The organism is Bacillus sp. FSL K6-2841 (genome assembly GCF_037976435.1).
Classification (GTDB): domain Bacteria; phylum Bacillota; class Bacilli; order Bacillales; family Bacillaceae; genus Bacillus; species Bacillus pumilus.
The window spans coordinates 289,155-305,230 of the sequence record NZ_CP150266.1; the positions used below are offsets into that span (position 1 = coordinate 289,155).

The 16,076-nt window shown below is 40.4% G+C and carries 15 protein-coding genes; 9 read left to right on the forward strand and 6 right to left on the reverse strand.

Translation table 11 applies throughout. The features are described from left to right. Positions 1–202: 202 nt before the first annotated feature. The 3 genes from MHH68_RS01615 to MHH68_RS01625 all read left to right on the forward strand — a co-directional run bounded on the left by MHH68_RS01615 (position 203) and on the right by MHH68_RS01625 (position 3,712). The gene (locus MHH68_RS01615; RefSeq protein ID WP_144463152.1) at positions 203–1,489 is read left to right on the forward strand and encodes a sensor histidine kinase; all 1,287 of its coding nucleotides are present in this window, start codon (positions 203–205) and stop codon (positions 1,487–1,489) included. 4 nt (positions 1,490–1,493) lie between these two features. Next, positions 1,494–2,435: a response regulator gene (locus MHH68_RS01620; RefSeq protein WP_058015223.1), complete on the forward strand. Its 942-nt coding sequence runs from the start codon at positions 1,494–1,496 to the stop codon at positions 2,433–2,435. 191 nt (positions 2,436–2,626) lie between these two features. Beyond that, the gene (locus tag MHH68_RS01625; RefSeq protein ID WP_058015224.1) at positions 2,627–3,712 is read left to right on the forward strand and encodes an SEC-C metal-binding domain-containing protein; all 1,086 of its coding nucleotides are present in this window, start codon (positions 2,627–2,629) and stop codon (positions 3,710–3,712) included. 54 nt (positions 3,713–3,766) lie between these two features. On the opposite strand, the gene MHH68_RS01630 is transcribed toward MHH68_RS01625, so the two are convergent. Then, on the reverse strand, positions 3,767–4,807 hold the full coding sequence (locus MHH68_RS01630; RefSeq protein WP_169057451.1) for a DUF4352 domain-containing protein: 1,041 nt from the start codon (positions 4,805–4,807) through the stop codon (positions 3,767–3,769). 396 nt (positions 4,808–5,203) lie between these two features. Between MHH68_RS01630 and MHH68_RS01635 the strand changes: the two genes are divergently transcribed. Continuing rightward, positions 5,204–6,133 carry an aldo/keto reductase gene (locus MHH68_RS01635; RefSeq protein WP_044139230.1) on the forward strand — a complete coding sequence of 310 codons (930 nt, stop codon included), beginning with the start codon at positions 5,204–5,206 and terminating at the stop codon, positions 6,131–6,133. Positions 6,134–6,163: 30 nt separating this feature from the next. Here MHH68_RS01635 and MHH68_RS01640 read toward each other — a convergent pair whose 3' ends face one another. Together MHH68_RS01640 and MHH68_RS01645 are read right to left on the reverse strand one after the other, a co-directional pair. Then, complete coding sequence (locus tag MHH68_RS01640; RefSeq protein WP_235567071.1) at positions 6,164–6,856, reverse strand: GHKL domain-containing protein; 693 nt, start codon at positions 6,854–6,856, stop codon at positions 6,164–6,166. A 284-nt stretch (positions 6,857–7,140) separates the two neighbouring features. Beyond that, complete coding sequence (locus MHH68_RS01645) at positions 7,141–7,842, reverse strand: LytTR family DNA-binding domain-containing protein (RefSeq protein WP_058015227.1); 702 nt, start codon at positions 7,840–7,842, stop codon at positions 7,141–7,143. Between the two features lie 161 nt (positions 7,843–8,003). Here MHH68_RS01645 and MHH68_RS01650 point away from each other — a divergent pair, with 161 nt between their 5' ends. From MHH68_RS01650 to MHH68_RS01660, 3 genes are all read left to right on the forward strand, one after another. Beyond that, positions 8,004–8,744 (forward strand): ATP-binding cassette domain-containing protein, encoded by a 741-nt coding sequence (locus tag MHH68_RS01650; RefSeq protein WP_044139233.1) that lies wholly within the window; start codon positions 8,004–8,006, stop codon positions 8,742–8,744. Beyond that, a complete protein-coding gene (locus tag MHH68_RS01655) occupies positions 8,744–9,919 on the forward strand; it encodes an ABC transporter permease (protein WP_058015228.1) in 1,176 nt (391 codons plus the stop codon). Before MHH68_RS01650 ends, MHH68_RS01655 begins: the two co-directional genes overlap by 1 nt. Before the next feature lie 148 nt (positions 9,920–10,067). Further along, on the forward strand, positions 10,068–10,403 hold the full coding sequence (locus MHH68_RS01660; RefSeq protein WP_144463146.1) for a hypothetical protein: 336 nt from the start codon (positions 10,068–10,070) through the stop codon (positions 10,401–10,403). A gap of 80 nt (positions 10,404–10,483) precedes the next feature. Here the strand turns inward: MHH68_RS01660 and MHH68_RS01665 are convergent, their stop codons facing one another. Further along, positions 10,484–11,542: a DUF4352 domain-containing protein gene (locus tag MHH68_RS01665; protein WP_339164827.1), complete on the reverse strand. Its 1,059-nt coding sequence runs from the start codon at positions 11,540–11,542 to the stop codon at positions 10,484–10,486. Positions 11,543–12,080: 538 nt separating this feature from the next. Here MHH68_RS01665 and MHH68_RS01670 point away from each other — a divergent pair. After that, positions 12,081–12,509 (forward strand): cell wall hydrolase, encoded by a 429-nt coding sequence (locus tag MHH68_RS01670; protein ID WP_003217242.1) that lies wholly within the window; start codon positions 12,081–12,083, stop codon positions 12,507–12,509. 119 nt (positions 12,510–12,628) lie between these two features. Next, the gene (locus MHH68_RS01675) at positions 12,629–13,408 is read left to right on the forward strand and encodes a glucose 1-dehydrogenase (RefSeq protein WP_339164829.1); all 780 of its coding nucleotides are present in this window, start codon (positions 12,629–12,631) and stop codon (positions 13,406–13,408) included. Between the two features lie 20 nt (positions 13,409–13,428). Here MHH68_RS01675 and MHH68_RS01680 read toward each other — a convergent pair whose 3' ends face one another. Next, complete coding sequence (locus MHH68_RS01680) at positions 13,429–14,469, reverse strand: acyltransferase family protein (protein ID WP_058015232.1); 1,041 nt, start codon at positions 14,467–14,469, stop codon at positions 13,429–13,431. Positions 14,470–14,682: 213 nt separating this feature from the next. Then, complete coding sequence (locus MHH68_RS01685) at positions 14,683–15,675, reverse strand: LLM class flavin-dependent oxidoreductase (protein WP_339164831.1); 993 nt, start codon at positions 15,673–15,675, stop codon at positions 14,683–14,685. Positions 15,676–16,076: the final 401 nt, after the last annotated feature.

Genomic DNA, 16,076 nt, shown 5'->3' on the forward strand with positions numbered 1-16,076 from the left:
ATTGTCTAAACAATTCCCATTATTGTAGACAATCACCAAAATGCTGAATAGCTGAAAGGTCACCATGCCATCTCGGTGAATAGTCATAAAAAAGGATTTTGGGGAAATAAGGTGCTGTGAAAATTATTTTTTTGTACATTGTGAAGAAAAGAGTCTCCTTGTATACTGTGGCTATGCAAAAAGGGGAAGGGATGTCAGTCATTTGAGTTTAAACCAGCTTGTTAAAAAAGACGCATTCATATTAATTTTTATGGTGGTGATTGTGCCGCTTGCAGGAGAACTGAAGTTTTATCCTGTGAATGAGACGTTCCGGATCAGCTTTGGCGCACCTGCGTTTTTCTTTTGTTTATTACTCTTAAGGAAATCTAGACCGTTCTTGCCCGGCTTTTTAACAGGCGCAGCCATTGTGCTTTTTCGAGTAGGCTTAGATTTAATTCAGCATCATGCTGGTTTCGCCGCATCATTTTATCAGCAATTCCCAAGTTTCTTTTTCTATTTTACATATGCATTCCTGTTCTTTGCCGTCCGTACGGGACGTTTTAAACAGCGCTCTATTTTTATTGGGATCATTGGTCTGATGATTGAATTAGTGGCTGATTTTGTTGAGTTGTTTGTGCAATATTTAGTATTTGATACAACGATGACGCTATCAAAGCTAAGTGATATGTTTCTCATTGCGTTTGCTCACAGCTTTGTGGTGATCAGCTTTTTTAATATGATGAAGCTGTATGAGGCACAATCTAGAGAGAAGCAGATCATGAAACAAAATGAACATATGATGCTGGTTATTTCTAATTTATATGAAGAAACGGTTCATTTAAAGAAAACGTTAAAACATACAGAGCATATTACGCAAGAATCATACAGGCTTTATCGTCTAATGCATGAACATGAAGCAGGCAAGGAAGTGAGTCAGGAACTGTTGAAGCTCGCAGGAGAAATCCATGAAGTGAAAAAGGACAATCAGCGTATTTATGCTGGGCTTTCGAAGCTGATTTCTAAGGAAAATATGCAAGACTATATGAATGCGGAAGAGCTCGTTCAAATTGTCCTCCGCATTCAAGAAAAATATGCGCTCTCTCTAGGGAAAAACATCTCCTTTACATCTGATATAAAAGGCATTCATTTGCATGATTACCATGTGTTCATTTTCTTATCGCTCATTAATAATTTAATGGCAAATGCGGTTGAAGCCATAAAGGATGACGGAATGATCTCACTCGTATTGAAAGGAAGTCATGATAAAATAGAGATTCGGATTGAAGATGATGGCCCGGGAATTCCAGAAAAAATGAGAGACATCGTATTTGATCCAGGCTATACTTCCAAATTTGATGCATATGGAACACCATCAACTGGGATTGGCTTATCCTATGTGAAAGAGCTGGTTAAAGAGCTTGGCGGTACAATTAAAATCGAACAAAGAGAAACAAAGGGAACAGCTTTTCAGCTAATCCTTCCTATACAAAATTTAATACAGAGAGGGTGAGTGTATGCGGTTTTTCATTGCAGATGATGATCGTGCAATACGCTCGATTTTAGGACAAATCATTGAGGATGAAGATTTGGGAGAGGTCGTGGATGAAGCTGATGATGGAGTTGGATTAGAAGCCCATTCATTGAACCTAAAAAAAATAGACATCCTTCTGATTGACCTTTTAATGCCTGTTAGAGATGGCATTCAAACCATACGTCATATTCACCCTGAATTCAAAGGCAAAATCATGATGATTTCTCAAGTAGAGGCGAAAGAAATGATGGCAGAGGCCTATGAATTAGGGATCGAATATTATATTCATAAACCTGTCAATCGAATTGAAATTGTCAGTGTGATTCGAAAAGTCATGGAGCGGATTAAGCTTGAGAAATCGATTTACGATATTCAAGCTTCCCTTCGCCATGTGCTGCCGTTAGAGCCAGTGATTTCTCATAATACAACGGGTGCTGGGTTAAAGAAAAGGACGATGAAAGAGGCGGGGGAATTTCTCTTATCCGAACTAGGAATTGTTGGAGAGAGCGGATCTAAGGATTTACTAGAGATCCTGATCTATTTACATGAAACACAGTCAGCCAATTCTCATGAGGTTAATTTCCCGCCGCTAAAACAGCTCTTTATCAAAACAGCGGAGAGGAAGCTGGATCATGGGGCAACCGATGTCGAAGTGATGAGGGAAGTGAAAGCGGCAGAGCAGCGGATTAGACGCGCTATTCATCATTCCTTGAATCATTTTGCTTCACTAGGATTAACAGATTTCTCGAATCCTAAGTTTGAGCACTATGCGTCGAAGTTTTTTGACTTTACCGATGTCAGCCAAAGAATGAAAGAAATGCAGAAGACCTCTTCATCCGCAGGATCAACTGGCAGAGTCAATACGAAGAAGTTTGTTCAAATCTTTTATTTTGAAGCAAAGCAGTTATTTGAGGGAATGAGCTGAAAAAAATCTATTGGAATGATTGGAGAAAATAAACAGAAAAAGACTGCTATTCCTATGATCTATCGAGATCTTCAAGTATCTTTATTATTTAACTGATCATTCTGATTTTTCTTTTTTCTTGAAAATAAAACTCTCCTGTGCAATCGTTTGTTAAAATAGTGAGGTTAGACTAGAATGTCGGAGGTTTTATTTTGGGAAAAATTAAACGAAATGCGCTCTGCCCTTGCGGAAGCGGAAAAAAATATAAACATTGCTGTGGTCAAAAGTCAGGCGGAGAACAAACGTCTGAGCTTGTGTTTAAGGAAGCTGTACAAGTTCAAAAGGATTTAATGAATTACGCATTCTCTAAACATCAGAGAGCCATCAATCAATTCATTAATGAGTTTTCTTTTCTTGCAGATATGGATAAAGAAACGCAACAAATCTCAGTCTTTCATTTGAGTGTATGGGGCATCTTTTTCCGTCCATTAACCGATCAGAAAGAAACCATCTTCCAAGAATTCCTGACAAAGAAAGCGGAAGATATTACCCGTCCGAAAACAAAACAAGTGGTTCAATCATGGACAGGTATGGAGCCATCTTTGCTTTTATTAAATGAAAAAACGGACGAGTCTCTTTACTTTGAGAATATGGTGACAGCCGAAAAGGTTGAAGTAGATGTAAAACCGGATCAAACAGTGCTGCCTGAAAAGGGAAGTCTCGTACTTGGATTCCCTGTTCAATTTGAAGAAAAAGCAGAGTTTTTCATTCAATATACGATGTTTGCGAAAGAGTTTACAGATACGCTTCTTCTTCAAGTTCGTCAGCTTGTTGAAGCATATGAGGCAAATGGAGGAACGCGCAGCACATTTATGAGAGAATCATTCCCTGATGTGTTGAAGTGTTTGTTTGCGAAGCAAGAAGTAGAAGAATTAGAAACATCTGCTCAAACAGAAGGCGATACAGGTCTAACAGCAGATCGCATGGACTGGGCAAGTGACGTTCAACTGGAAACAGCTAAGCTGATTGAAGACGGAATGAAGGAACACGGGGACCAAAGCCTGACTGATGGCGCTTTAACCGTGTGGAAGGCCTATTGTGATCAGAAATCACCTGTGATCCGTAAAGCAGCATCATTTGCTGCGGGAATCGAATATTACATTCATTCACTTGCAAGTGATGCCCCGCTTTCTCAAGCGCAAATAGCGAAAAAGTATGGCATTAGTGCGTCTACTGTATCGAGCCGTTTTAAAGATATTGAAAAAGCGGTGAAAGAAGAGCAAGAGGCGACGGTATAGCATAAGAAAAGACGCGGCACTTTCATTGTGCCAGCGTCTTTTTTTAGTTCAAGATTATCTTGTTTTAATAAAACCGCTCATGTACTGTGATGTATTATAATCGTTAAGGTCAATTTTCCACTGACCATCCCCATTACGTTTCATTTTCACTTCGTATTCAGCCGGGCTGGAGACTGGGGGGAGCTTCTCGAATTCAGATGCGTACAAGTTTAAGCTTTTCTTATACAATTCTTCTTTAGAGCGGATCTTGCCGTTGTAAAACTCATCTCTTTGCTTGTCTAGCTTGTCTTTTAAGTTAGAGGCATCAATACCTGTTACTTGAGCGACAACCTTCGCCTCGTCATTAGAGATGGTTTTTACACTTGTTTCTACTTTGGTTTTTTCCTTCATGGTGTCTTGAATCCGTTTGTACATCGACAGAATATCACGGTCACTTACTTCATTGCCGTACATGCCGGCGGTTCTTTTGAAGTCTTTTACGAACATGTCGTGGTATTTATTCACGACATCGGATTGGTTGTCACCTGTTAAATCTGCAAATTGATCGTTCTTTTTGTCAAATACAATGATATCCGTATAAGCGGATAGCGCTTTTGCAGGGTTATCCAGCTTTTTCGCTGTATCCAATATTTTGTTTCCATCTAGGTTGATTTCAATCGAATCACTGTTTTTCTTGATGCTGTCTTGGTACACGAACTGATATTTTTTCCCTTTGTCTACTAGGAAATAAAGAGCACCTGTTTGAGATTTTCCTTTGTTCAATGAACCGAGGTCAAGACGGTCTTTACTGCCGTAAAATTTCAAATCAGATACTTTGGCATCGTCCTGATAAAGGGAGAAGTCAGAGCTATATAATGATAGAGCTTTGTCACCTTTGTTTGTAATCGTCAGGTTGACTTTTAGCACCAATTCATTGTCTCTTAGCGTAGTTGTTGAGTCTTCTGGTAACGTATATTCGTAGCTATCGACTTTTACCTCTGCTGTTTTTGTTGATTTTTGATCAGCGTTACTTGATTTTGCTGAGCTCTGGCAAGCTGCAGAGATGATCATCACGAACGAAATCATGAGGAGTGCACTTATTTTTTTAAGATTCACAGTTGATGCTCCTTTGCTTTTCTTTCGTCATTTCATTCCCGCTATCTGACTATGAAAAAAGAAACAGATAGGATGGTATATTCGGGTGTTACAGGGGAAAATCTCCTTATGACGATTTGCACTTTTCATTCTATCGAAATTTAATCATGATGAGGAATAGGTTTTAGTCCCTATCTTTGAAAGAAATTTACACAAAAATCATTAATAAAAGGAAATTTGTAAGTCTAATATACCGGTTAATAAGAATTAACTTGTAGATTTATTATCAGTTTTAAATGTTTTTTAGGTAAAAATCTTGAAGTGAGGGTGTTGCTGCTTCAGAGAGCAGGATACTTGAATGTTGTAAAGGATTCATGGGAAAATAAGGATGATTAAGCAGATAAGGGAGATGAGCTTTTGAAAAAGGTAACGCTTGGACGAACTAATTTACAGGTGAATCCGATAGGGCTTGGTACGAATGCGGTAGGTGGACATAATTTGTTCCCGAACCTGAGTGAAGATGCCGGACGAGAGCTTGTGGAGACAGCTCTTGATCAAGGTGTCAATTTCTTAGATTCTGCTTTTATTTATGGGCTGGGCCGTTCAGAGGAATTGATCGGTGAGATTATTGCCAAAAGAGGCGGTAGAGAAAACCTTGTCCTTGCGACAAAGGGGGCTCATAAAGAAGTAAACGGACAAATTGAGCTGGATAACAGCCGGGACTTTTTAAGAGAGCAGGTCGAACATAGCCTGAAACGACTGCAAACAGATTATATTGATTTATACTATATGCATTTCCCGGACGGCCGGACGCCGCTGGAAGAAGTAGCAGGCACATTAAAGGAATTGAAGGATGAAGGGAAAATCAGGGCCATTGGTGCATCTAACCTTGATTTTGAACAGCTTCAAGCCTTTAATCGAGATGGCTACTTAGATGTGCTTCAGTCAGAGTATTCTTTGCTGAAACGTGAGGCAGAGCAGGATCTTCTCCCATACTGCGTCGAGCATCGTATTTCCTTTATTCCTTATTTCCCGTTGGCGTCAGGTTTGTTGACTGGTAAATTTACGAAGGATGCGACATTTGATGATATTCGAGCAAAAGATCCGCTTTTCCAAGGCGAGGCGTTCCTTCAAAACCTCGAAAAAGTAGACAAGCTAAAGGCAATTGCACAATCAAAGAACGCCGAAACGGCACACGTCGCACTCGCTTGGCTTTTAGCACAGGACGGCATCGACGCCATTATTCCAGGTGCAAAACGAGCTGAGCAAGTTCAGCAAAACCTAAAAACAAACGAAGTTCAATTAACAAAAGAGGAAATCAATCAAATTGACCACATTTTCTCTTAATCAAAAAAGGTGCTTAGCTGCACCTTTTTTTTATGACATCGTGAGGGGAATTTTGATGACGAGCCGCAAATGTGGAGAACGGTAAGTAAAATCAAGAGTACCGTCTGCCTTTTCAACAAGCTGATGAATGATATACGTCCCCATTCCTTGATGATCGCCGCCTTTTGTGGAGCGGCCAAAGTTTTTGAACAAATGGTCTAACACGTGTTTTTCCATTCCTTTTGTGCTGTTTTCACAATGGATTAAAAAGAGCCCACTCCGAATAGAGGTCGCAATCGAGATGCTGCCCTCTTTCCCGGCTTGCTTCGCTTCAATCGCTGCGTCTAGGGCATTATCAAGCAAGTTTCCAGTGAAACTAACCTGATCCGCCTTAGAAAAGGGAAGCGATGAAAAAGGTGCTTGAAGGTCTAGAGAAAGGGCAATGTCCTCTTTTTCAGCCCGTTGGAAAAAGGAATGCAGGGTTGAGGCCAAATAAGCATTTTCTCCTTTAATCCAAGGGAAATGTTTCACGTATTGCTGAATCAAATCCTTGATCTCATGCTCGTCGTTCGACGCGGAAAAGGCATTTAAATGTCTAGCTGTTTCATGATGTTTACTGCGCAGCTCAAGCAGCAATTCATTGGTTCTTGATTCTGCGTTGATCAGTTCTTGAAGCCGACCGTTTAATCGTCTCTCCGTCTGCATCATCTTCAATGCAAGGATATCTGTTGTGATGATGATCACAAAAGCCAAAAGAGGGCTCCATCCATTTCCTTGCGTCAGAAAAAGGGAAAGGCCTGCACAGGTAAAGAGCACAAAAGCACCCAACATCACATAACCACTCACATGAGGCAAAAACCTTTTGTATATGAAAAATATATAAAGACAAATCACACAAAAAGTGAGGAGCCACAGCACTCCTGATGATAGATGCAGAAAAGCTTCAGCTGCTGCATGAAACGCAAGACCTAGGCATATGAGAGCATACATGCGGAATCCAACATAGAAAGCGTTCACGTTCGTTCTCCTTAAAAATAGTATTTCTTAAAGTATTCTAATTGCTGCTTGGTCATCATGGCTTTTTTATCTGTACCTTCAAAAGACACGATAAATGAATTTTTGGCATACGCCGAGAAGTTCTTAATGTAATGAATATTGATGATAAACGATCGGTGAGAGCGGATAAAATCTTTTTCAGCTAGATCGCCCTTTAACTCGTTTAGTGTCTGATATGTCTGGATTTCTCCTGTTGTTGTGACAATGGTGGTTGACCTGCCTGTTCGCTCAACAAAAATGACATCCTTCTTTTGCAGCACGTGAATATCTGACTGCTGCTTAATGAGAAGCCGTCCATGAATGCTTTTCTCCTGCTTGGTGGACAAGTAGCGCTCTAAGGATTTGGCAATTCGATCGGCTTGGTAGGGCTTCATAATATAATCGTGAACATTTAAATCAAACGCATGGACCGCATATCCGCTGTTTCCTGTCACAAATACAACATCGACATTCAGTGCATGAGAGTGAATGAGATCCGCTAATTCATAACCGGACATTCCGGGCATTTCAATGTCTGCGAACAACAGATCAATATCTCCTTTTTTGACCTTCTCGTATGCATCCTCTGCTGACTGTGTGACAAAGACAATCTCCACAGCTTCCATTCTGCCTACAATGGCATGCAGCTTTTCTAAATCTACTCGGTAATCATCAACGAGACCTACTTTTATCATAAAAATCACCTATGACTCTTCTTATTATTTGTCTATTTTACCATTTGTTTTTTTAAAATAGATCATTTCAAGACAGAAAAAGGACGTTTCGCGACATTTTTATGTCAAGGAAGCGTCATTTTTTCTATCATAGACTTAGAAAGTTGAAAGGGGCGAACCACATGATTACTCTCAGCGATTGCAGCTGCTGGTTTAAAGATAAGAAAAAGGTCGTAAAAGCGATGAAGCATATGACGTTCTCCGTGAAGGAAGGGGAAGTTGTTGGCATCCTAGGAGAAAATGGTGCAGGGAAAACCACATTATTACGCGCCGTAGCCACATTATTAGAACCTACGCACGGAACAGTCACTGTCGCAGGCTTTGATACGGTGAAAGAATCAACAGAAGTGAAAAAGCGAATTGGTGTCTTGTTTGGCGGTGAGACGGGACTTTATGATCGTTTGACGGCACGAGAAAACCTTGAATACTTTGGCAAATTGTATGGCTTAGATCAGCATGAAATCAAAGCAAGAATAGAGGATTTGGCAAAGCGTTTTGGGATGAGACAATACATGGATCGCAAGGTGAAAGGATTCTCAAGAGGAATGAAACAAAAGGTGGCGATTGCCAGAACCTTGATTCATGATCCTGACATTATTTTATTTGATGAGCCGACAACAGGCTTGGATATCACATCAAGTAATATTTTCAGAGACTTTATTCATCAGCTCAAGCAGCAAAATAAAACCATCCTTTTTTCAAGCCACATCATGGAAGAAGTCAGCCAGCTTTGTGACAGTGTCATGATGATTCATCAAGGAGAGCTTGTGTATAAAGGGACACTTCCAGAATTATATACACAGGAACAAAGTGATGACTTGAACTATATCTTTATGTCGAAGCTCGCTAGGGGGATTTCATAATGTGGAAAACCGTATTTAAAAAAGAAATGACAGATGCGCTAAGAGACCGGAAAACGCTGCTCTTAACAGTGCTGATTCCTCTTTTGACGATGCTTGGATTGGTGTTCTTTTATGAAAGCATGATTGCAGATCCAGGAGATGAAACCTATACGGTCGCAGTGAATGAAAAGCTTCCAACTGAAATGAATCAAATGGTCAAAGAGGTCAAAAACCTCACACTTGAAACATTTGATGACCCGCAGCAAGCTGTCAAAGATGGAAAGGCGAATGCTTACCTGGAAATGCCGAAAGAGGCAGACGACATGCTTCAGCATCAACAATCATTTGCAATTAAAATTCATGGGTATACAACAGATGATGATTCGGTCATCACGGTTCAAATGCTGCAATCCTTACTGGAGCAGTATCAAAACCAAGTCGTAGAAAAGCGTTTAGCCGCTGATCAAATCAATACGTCTGTTGTTCACCCATTTCAGGTGCAGGCCGTTGATGTAGAAGAGGGCGAAGAAGGAGAAAATGGCATGACCTCTATGCTTTTGTCGATTCTTCTTCCAATGATTTTGGTGACCTCCGTTATCTCAGGTGCTTTGCCTGCTGCGCTTGATATTGTAGCGGGTGAAAAAGACCGAAAATCCATTGAAGCGTTGTTCCTGACACCTGCCAGCAGACTCCAAATTCTCATCGGAAAATGGCTGGCTGTCTCCATGTTCGGGATTTTAAGTGGGATTGTGGCGATCGGTATGCTGCTTTTATCCACGCTGCTCTTTACAGAAAAGCTAAAACAAGCACTGAACTTTGGTGATCAAATGTGGAGCATTATCGCCGTCATGTTTGCGGCGCTTATCATCTTCTCATTCATGGTATCGATGATTGAACTGCTACTCAGTGTCGTTTCAAGCTCAGTAAAAGAAGCACAATCGTACATGTCCATGATCATTACATTAGGTGTGATCCCAATGTTCTTTACCATGAGAGCAGGTGCTACGCAGCTAGATACGTATTACTTTGCTGTCCCATTCCTTAATATTCACGCGCTTTGTAAGCAATTGATGTTTGGCATCATCGATCCAATGTCAATCACTCTGACACTCGGCTCCTCAGCACTGGCAGTCGTCATCTTGTTTGTGATCGTGAGAAGCTTGTTTATGAAAGAAAAATGGATGCTTGCGAAATAAAGAAAGTAAAAACTTGTAGATTTTATCTGCAAGTTTTTTATATCCAGAGATTTATATAAAAGAGATTCACGATCGGGTGAAAGGAATGGCATAATGGAAGGTGGAACTTACATTATTATCCTAATTTTTTAAAAGAGGTGATTCGTGTATGTCTTATCAAACAGAAGACGATGATGTGCTAGAGCTATGTAATATATATGCTCAACAAACACACCATTTTGAAGCGTTTATTTTGGGGAACAGGAAAGGATTATTGGAATTAAGAAAAGCGATAGATGAGGCATTAGAAACGGGTAGTTCCGTTGCACATTTATATCCATCTGATTTTGAAGGATATGAAACGTATATTGCTTTAGTAGACGATGAGCAAAAGTTTGAGAAATTAATGGATCCTTATGTAGAGGAATACGCACAAGAGGAGGATGCGGTTGATCCGGTTGAGGTGATAAAAGAGTATGAAGCAGCAAAAGAAAATCCCTCGTAATAGACCGTATCTTACTTTCTTGGCTGTAATTATCAAACGAAAAACGATAAGAAAAAACCCCCGGCATCGGGGGTTTTTCATTAGTTCTTGATGAACTTTTCAACTAATGAGCTTGTTTTGTAATCGTTCAAATCAAGTTTCCATTGGTCGATGTCATTTTTCTTCATGTTGACTTCAACTGTTTCTTCAGAAGATGAAGGTCCTAATTTTTTGAACTCTTCTGGGTAGATCGAGAGTAAATATTTTTGTGCTTCATCATAAGACGCAGTACGGTTTTTGCTGTAGAACTCAGTCGCTTTTTCTTTTAGACGATCGACAAGCGGGCTTGCATCAATTGGTGTAAGAGTTACAGTCACAACGGCTTTATCACCACTGATGGCTTTTGTTTTTGTTGATACTTTTGATTTTTCAGCTAATGTTTCTTTTACAGCTTTTAAAAGCTTATCAAGGTTTTCGTCCTTCGCTGAGCTAGAAGAAATACCTGATGACGTGATGTAGCCTTGTTTGAATGATTTATCAAATTGGTTTACAACAGTTGATTTGTTATCACCTGTTAGTTTTTCGAACTCGTCGTTATTCTTACCAAAAATCATGACATCAATATAAGAAGAAAGAGCTTTTGCAGATGCTTGAAGTGTTTCTGCTTTTTTCATTAAGTCTTTACCTTTAATATCGAATTCTAGTGTTTTGTCATCTTTTTTAGAACCACTACCTGGCTCATTGTACACAAGCTGATAGTCTTTTTCTTTGTCAACAACAAAGAAAAGACCGCCTTTTGATACTTTTCCTGCATTTAGAGAGCTTGAAGATAATACTTCGTTGTAGTCATCTGGAGAGATCGTAGACACCTGTGAGTCATCTTGGTAAAGCGTGAAGTTGCTTTTATCAACATTTAGAGGCTCTTTGCTGATATTTTTTACAGATACGTTCACTTTTAGTACATACTGATCATCCTGTACAGATGTATCGTATTGAGGTGGTAATGTGTACTCAGCACTTTCTACCTTTACCTCTGCTGCATCAAGGGATTTTGTATCTTTTTCCTTTGCAGCTGACTTTTCTTTTCCACCACTACAAGCAGCAGCGATAACAGTGACACACAAGATCAGAAGAAACAGGGATAATTTCTTTTTAAACATGAGATGTTTTCCTCCTCGGGTTTTATGGTGAATTTCATTGGAAATCTTTAGTTCATATCGTTCTTTTTGCACAAAAAGAAAAATACTGTATGTTTTTTACTGTAGAATGAAGCGAAAGTACTGTCAATACTTCAGTGCGTTTCTTAGGTTGCACAGCTTCAAATAGTAAAAATGACACTAAGTTGAAAGGAGAAACTTGTAAATTATGATTTGATATCTCCTGTAAAAACTCAACATTTTATATTTTAAGGTTTTGAGTCGGATTGTTGAATAGGTTCAAATGACTGTTTTTGATAATGGTGTAGCAATTAGAAGGATTTTTATGACTTGTAAATGAGTCTATAGTAATGAATATTTTTTCCTGTTATGCGCATGATTACTTGGTTTGTGTGTTGTTGCCATAGAGACACATGTCCAGCAAAATATTGAGGTATTTAGACAGGCTCACGACACGGAATGTGTCTTTTTCCTTCAAAATGGCAGTCATCTACACAGAAACCCTACATAAAATAAAAGAGAAACGAATGGAGGTGGATGTATGGCAGTGGTAAGAGCGACAAGCTCTGATATTGATCTCATGGCCAGACTGCTGAGAGCGGAGGCAGAAGGTGAAGGGAAGCAAGGGATGCTGCTCGTAGGGAATGTGGGCATTAACCGATTGCGTGCCAACTGCTCTGACTTTAAAGGGCTGCGTACGATTCCACAAATGATTTATCAAGAGCATGCATTTGAAGCAGTCACACATGGTTATTTTTATCAACGAGCACGAGAAACGGAAAAAACACTTGCGCGTAGGAATATTAACGGAGAACGATTTTGGCCAGCAAAATTCAGCCTTTGGTATTTTAAACCGCCTGGTAATTGTCCACCGACATGGTACAATCAGCCGTTTGTGGCAAGGTATAAGTCGCATTGCTTTTATCAGCCAACCGCTGAAACATGTGAAAATGTTTATAACACCTTTTAGCTTGATGAACAGCACAATCCTCTTAGTCAACGATTGCAGAGGGTTGTGTTTTTCTTTTTTTCAAAATGGGTAACCATTGTGTATCAACTAGATGAAGCACGTGATAGGAGGAAATAAAGATGTATCAAGATTTAAAAGGAAAAACAGCCATTGTCACAGGTTCTTCAAAAGGAATCGGACAAGCCATCGCATTACGATTTGGACAAGAGCAGATGAATGTGGTTGTGAACTATAAAGGTGATGAAGAGGGTGCTGAAGAAACGGTACAAGCCATTCAGCAGAATGGAGGTAGGGCGGTGAAAGTACACGCGGATGTCTCCAAAGAGGAAGGAATTCAAGCGATCATGGATACAGCACTGGAGCATTTCGGTACAGTCGATGTGTTCGTCAATAATTCAGGCTTTAATGGTGAAGAAGCGATGCCGCATGAGATGACGCTCAAGCAATGGCAAAAAGTCATTGATGTCAATATCACAGGTGCCTTTTTAGGGTCAAAGGCTGCAATCGCCTATATGATGGAGCATGACATCAAAGGGTCTATTTTAAATATATCCAGTGTCCATCAGGAAATACCACGCCCGTTCAATGTTCACTATTCCACTTCCAAAGGCGGAATGAACATGATGACAAAAACGCTGGCCCTTGATTATGCGGAAGCAGGTATTCGGATCAATGCGATTGCACCAGGTACAATGGCGACCGAATCGAATGATGATTTGCAGGATGAACAGAAAAAACAAAAGCAGCTTGAAAAGATTCCAATGAGAGCATTTGGTGAACCTAAGGAGATTGGGTCCGCTGCTGCATTCCTCGTATCTAAGGAAGCTTCGTATATCACAGGCACCACTTTATTTGTAGATGGAGGAATGACGCTTTACCCTTCTCAAATCAATGATTAATCCAAAAAACATCCGCCCAATCAGCCGGCGGATGTTTTTTGTTCGTAGCGGTGTGCGGCTTTGGCTGGTTTGCCGAGCAGCATCGGGTACTTACTCAGGAAGGAGATACATGGCACCATAAGTAGCAATGTCCCAATCGTGTAAAAGAGAGTCCAAGAGAGCTGCGCTGTATCTGCAATATTGATACCAAGTCCATAATAAACAAATGCTTTCATGATATCGATGCCGGCAAACTGCAAGACAAGAATAACAATGGAATTTCGACCGAGATACGTCAAAATAGGGGACGTTTTGAATTTGAAACTTAAATAAATCACAGCAGCTGAACCGAGCAGTGCACATGCATAGAAAAGAAAAAGATCACCATAGTCATTCACGCGCATATCGATCCGCGAATTAAAGCTTTGCATGTAAGCCGTCAGTACAAGCAGACCTGTACAAAGAAGAAGGGTTGGGTCTGTTTTTAATTCCACAAACCATTGCTTTGCCAAAAATCCGATGGAATAAAACACAACAGCCGTCAAGGCGACATTGGCATTCCACGGCAGACTTTGGTTTAAAAGCAAGGTAGAGGCATATCCAGCACCTCCGCAAAGAAGGGTCAGTAAGCTCAAGACAGCAGGTTTCCCTTTTGTCAGACGGTGCATAAAGAAAAAGATTATTTCCACTAAAAAGAGCGTCGTTAAAAACCAGATGGCTGGGTTATGTGTGAGTCTAGCTTCATCTGCATTGGATATAAAAATACCTGTAAACGGAACGAAAGGGTCAATATCCGTTTGTCCCTTAAAGGCAAAAAAACGAGTAACGGTGAACCAGAAAACATACGTAATGATGGAGAAATAGAGATAGGGCAAGAGTAAGCTTTTGGCTTTCTTCTGAATAAATGACAGAGCAGGGCGTGAGGATGATCGAAACATCATGCCTGATAGTAAAAAGAAAAGCGGCATATGAAAAGAGTAAATGAATTGCTTGAGCGGATCTGGAATGGGCACATGCGCCATGACCACGAGAAGAATACCAATCCCTTTAGCCGCATCGACCCAGTCGAGTCTCTTATTCATAACCTGTCATCTCCTTCCTTCTAGCGTCGTAAACGGTTCTTTTATATGTACCTCTACTATATAAAAGGTACACCCCTTATGCGTTTACAGTTCGCTAACGATTAGAAGACACATTTGCGATTAGATGACAGGCGGAAGGATTTTGACATCTCTATGTTACATTTCCCATTTTTTATGACAATGTAAAAAAAGAAGCCAAGGGAATTGGCGGCTTCAAAATAATTCTGCGATTCGTTTGAAGGAGCGCTGTTTTTCTATCGGATCAAATGAATTGTTGAGAATCATGATGTCATCCGTTTGATAGCGGTCCATCAAGCTAAGTAATTGCTCTTTCACCGTTGCCTTTGAGCCGACGATCATCCGCTGGCGGTTTAGTAACACTTTTTTCATTTCCTGCGAGGTGTAGTGATAGGTACTGGCTTCTTCTATAGAAGGTACGCGGCTGTCCAGTCCTTTTTCAACACGCAGCAGCCATAAATCTGTACTGGTGGCGATCCGTTCGGCCTCTTCATCGGTTTCACCACAAATGACAAACACGGCAAACATTGCGTGCGGCTGTGTGGAAAAGACAGATGGAGAAAAGTGAGACCGATACGTCTCAAATGCTTGTTTGCCGCGTGCGGGGTGAATAAAGTGACCAAAAATATAGTTGATCCCAAGCTCCGCTGCTTGCATGGCACTATTTTCTCCTAAACCAAGCAGCCAAACCGGCGGATGAGTATCAATATGCGGAGAAGCTTTGACCCCAGCATGCGGGTGTCCAGAAGGCAGGCTGTCTGATAAGTAAAATAGAAGATCCTTCAGCTGGCGATCAAACTGAGATAGATCTTTATGCACGCCGTCTGTCAAAGCCAGTCTCGTCCTTTCAATCCCGCCCTGAGATTTGCCGACACCGATTTCAATTCGTCCAGGATACAGAGCCTCAAGCTGCCGCGTGACCTCTGCTACTTTAAAGGAGCTGTACTGCGGAAGTAAAATGCCTCCAGACCCGGTACGTAAGGTCGATGTATGAGCGGCAATATGTGCCATTAATATTTCAGGTGCTGTACTAGCGAGCCCTCTTGTGCTGTGGTGTTCAGCAAACCAATAACGCTCATACCCAAGAGCTTCTGCAAGCTGAGCCAGCTTCGTTGTGTGAATCAGTGTCTCTTGTGCTGTCTGACCTTTAGGAATAGCGACTTGATCTAATATGTGAAGTGATGGCATCATCAACATCCTTTCGGTAATACGTTGAATTTAAGTATAAAGAAATCCTTGAATAGAAGGAAACGAAAGGGTTTATCCTTTGATCTCATGCTTTAACTTTTCTATATCAACATATGAAACCACATCAATACGTTATTTATCAGCAAGAGCTGTGGACGGGAATTTTCGACAATGTTTCACATGAAACACTTCATTTACAACATAAACTATTTTCAACATGGATCTTTCGTTAAAAAAATATCATCTGTTTGAAACCTATCTTGAACGTAGATCGTATATACTAGTAAATAGAAAAAAGAGTAAGAGGCTCCAAGGTCATTTCATGAATTTTGTCGAATTTTCATGTATGATGATTTTAATAGAGTCCATCGCTTAATAAATAGATTTTTATTATGCTTGAG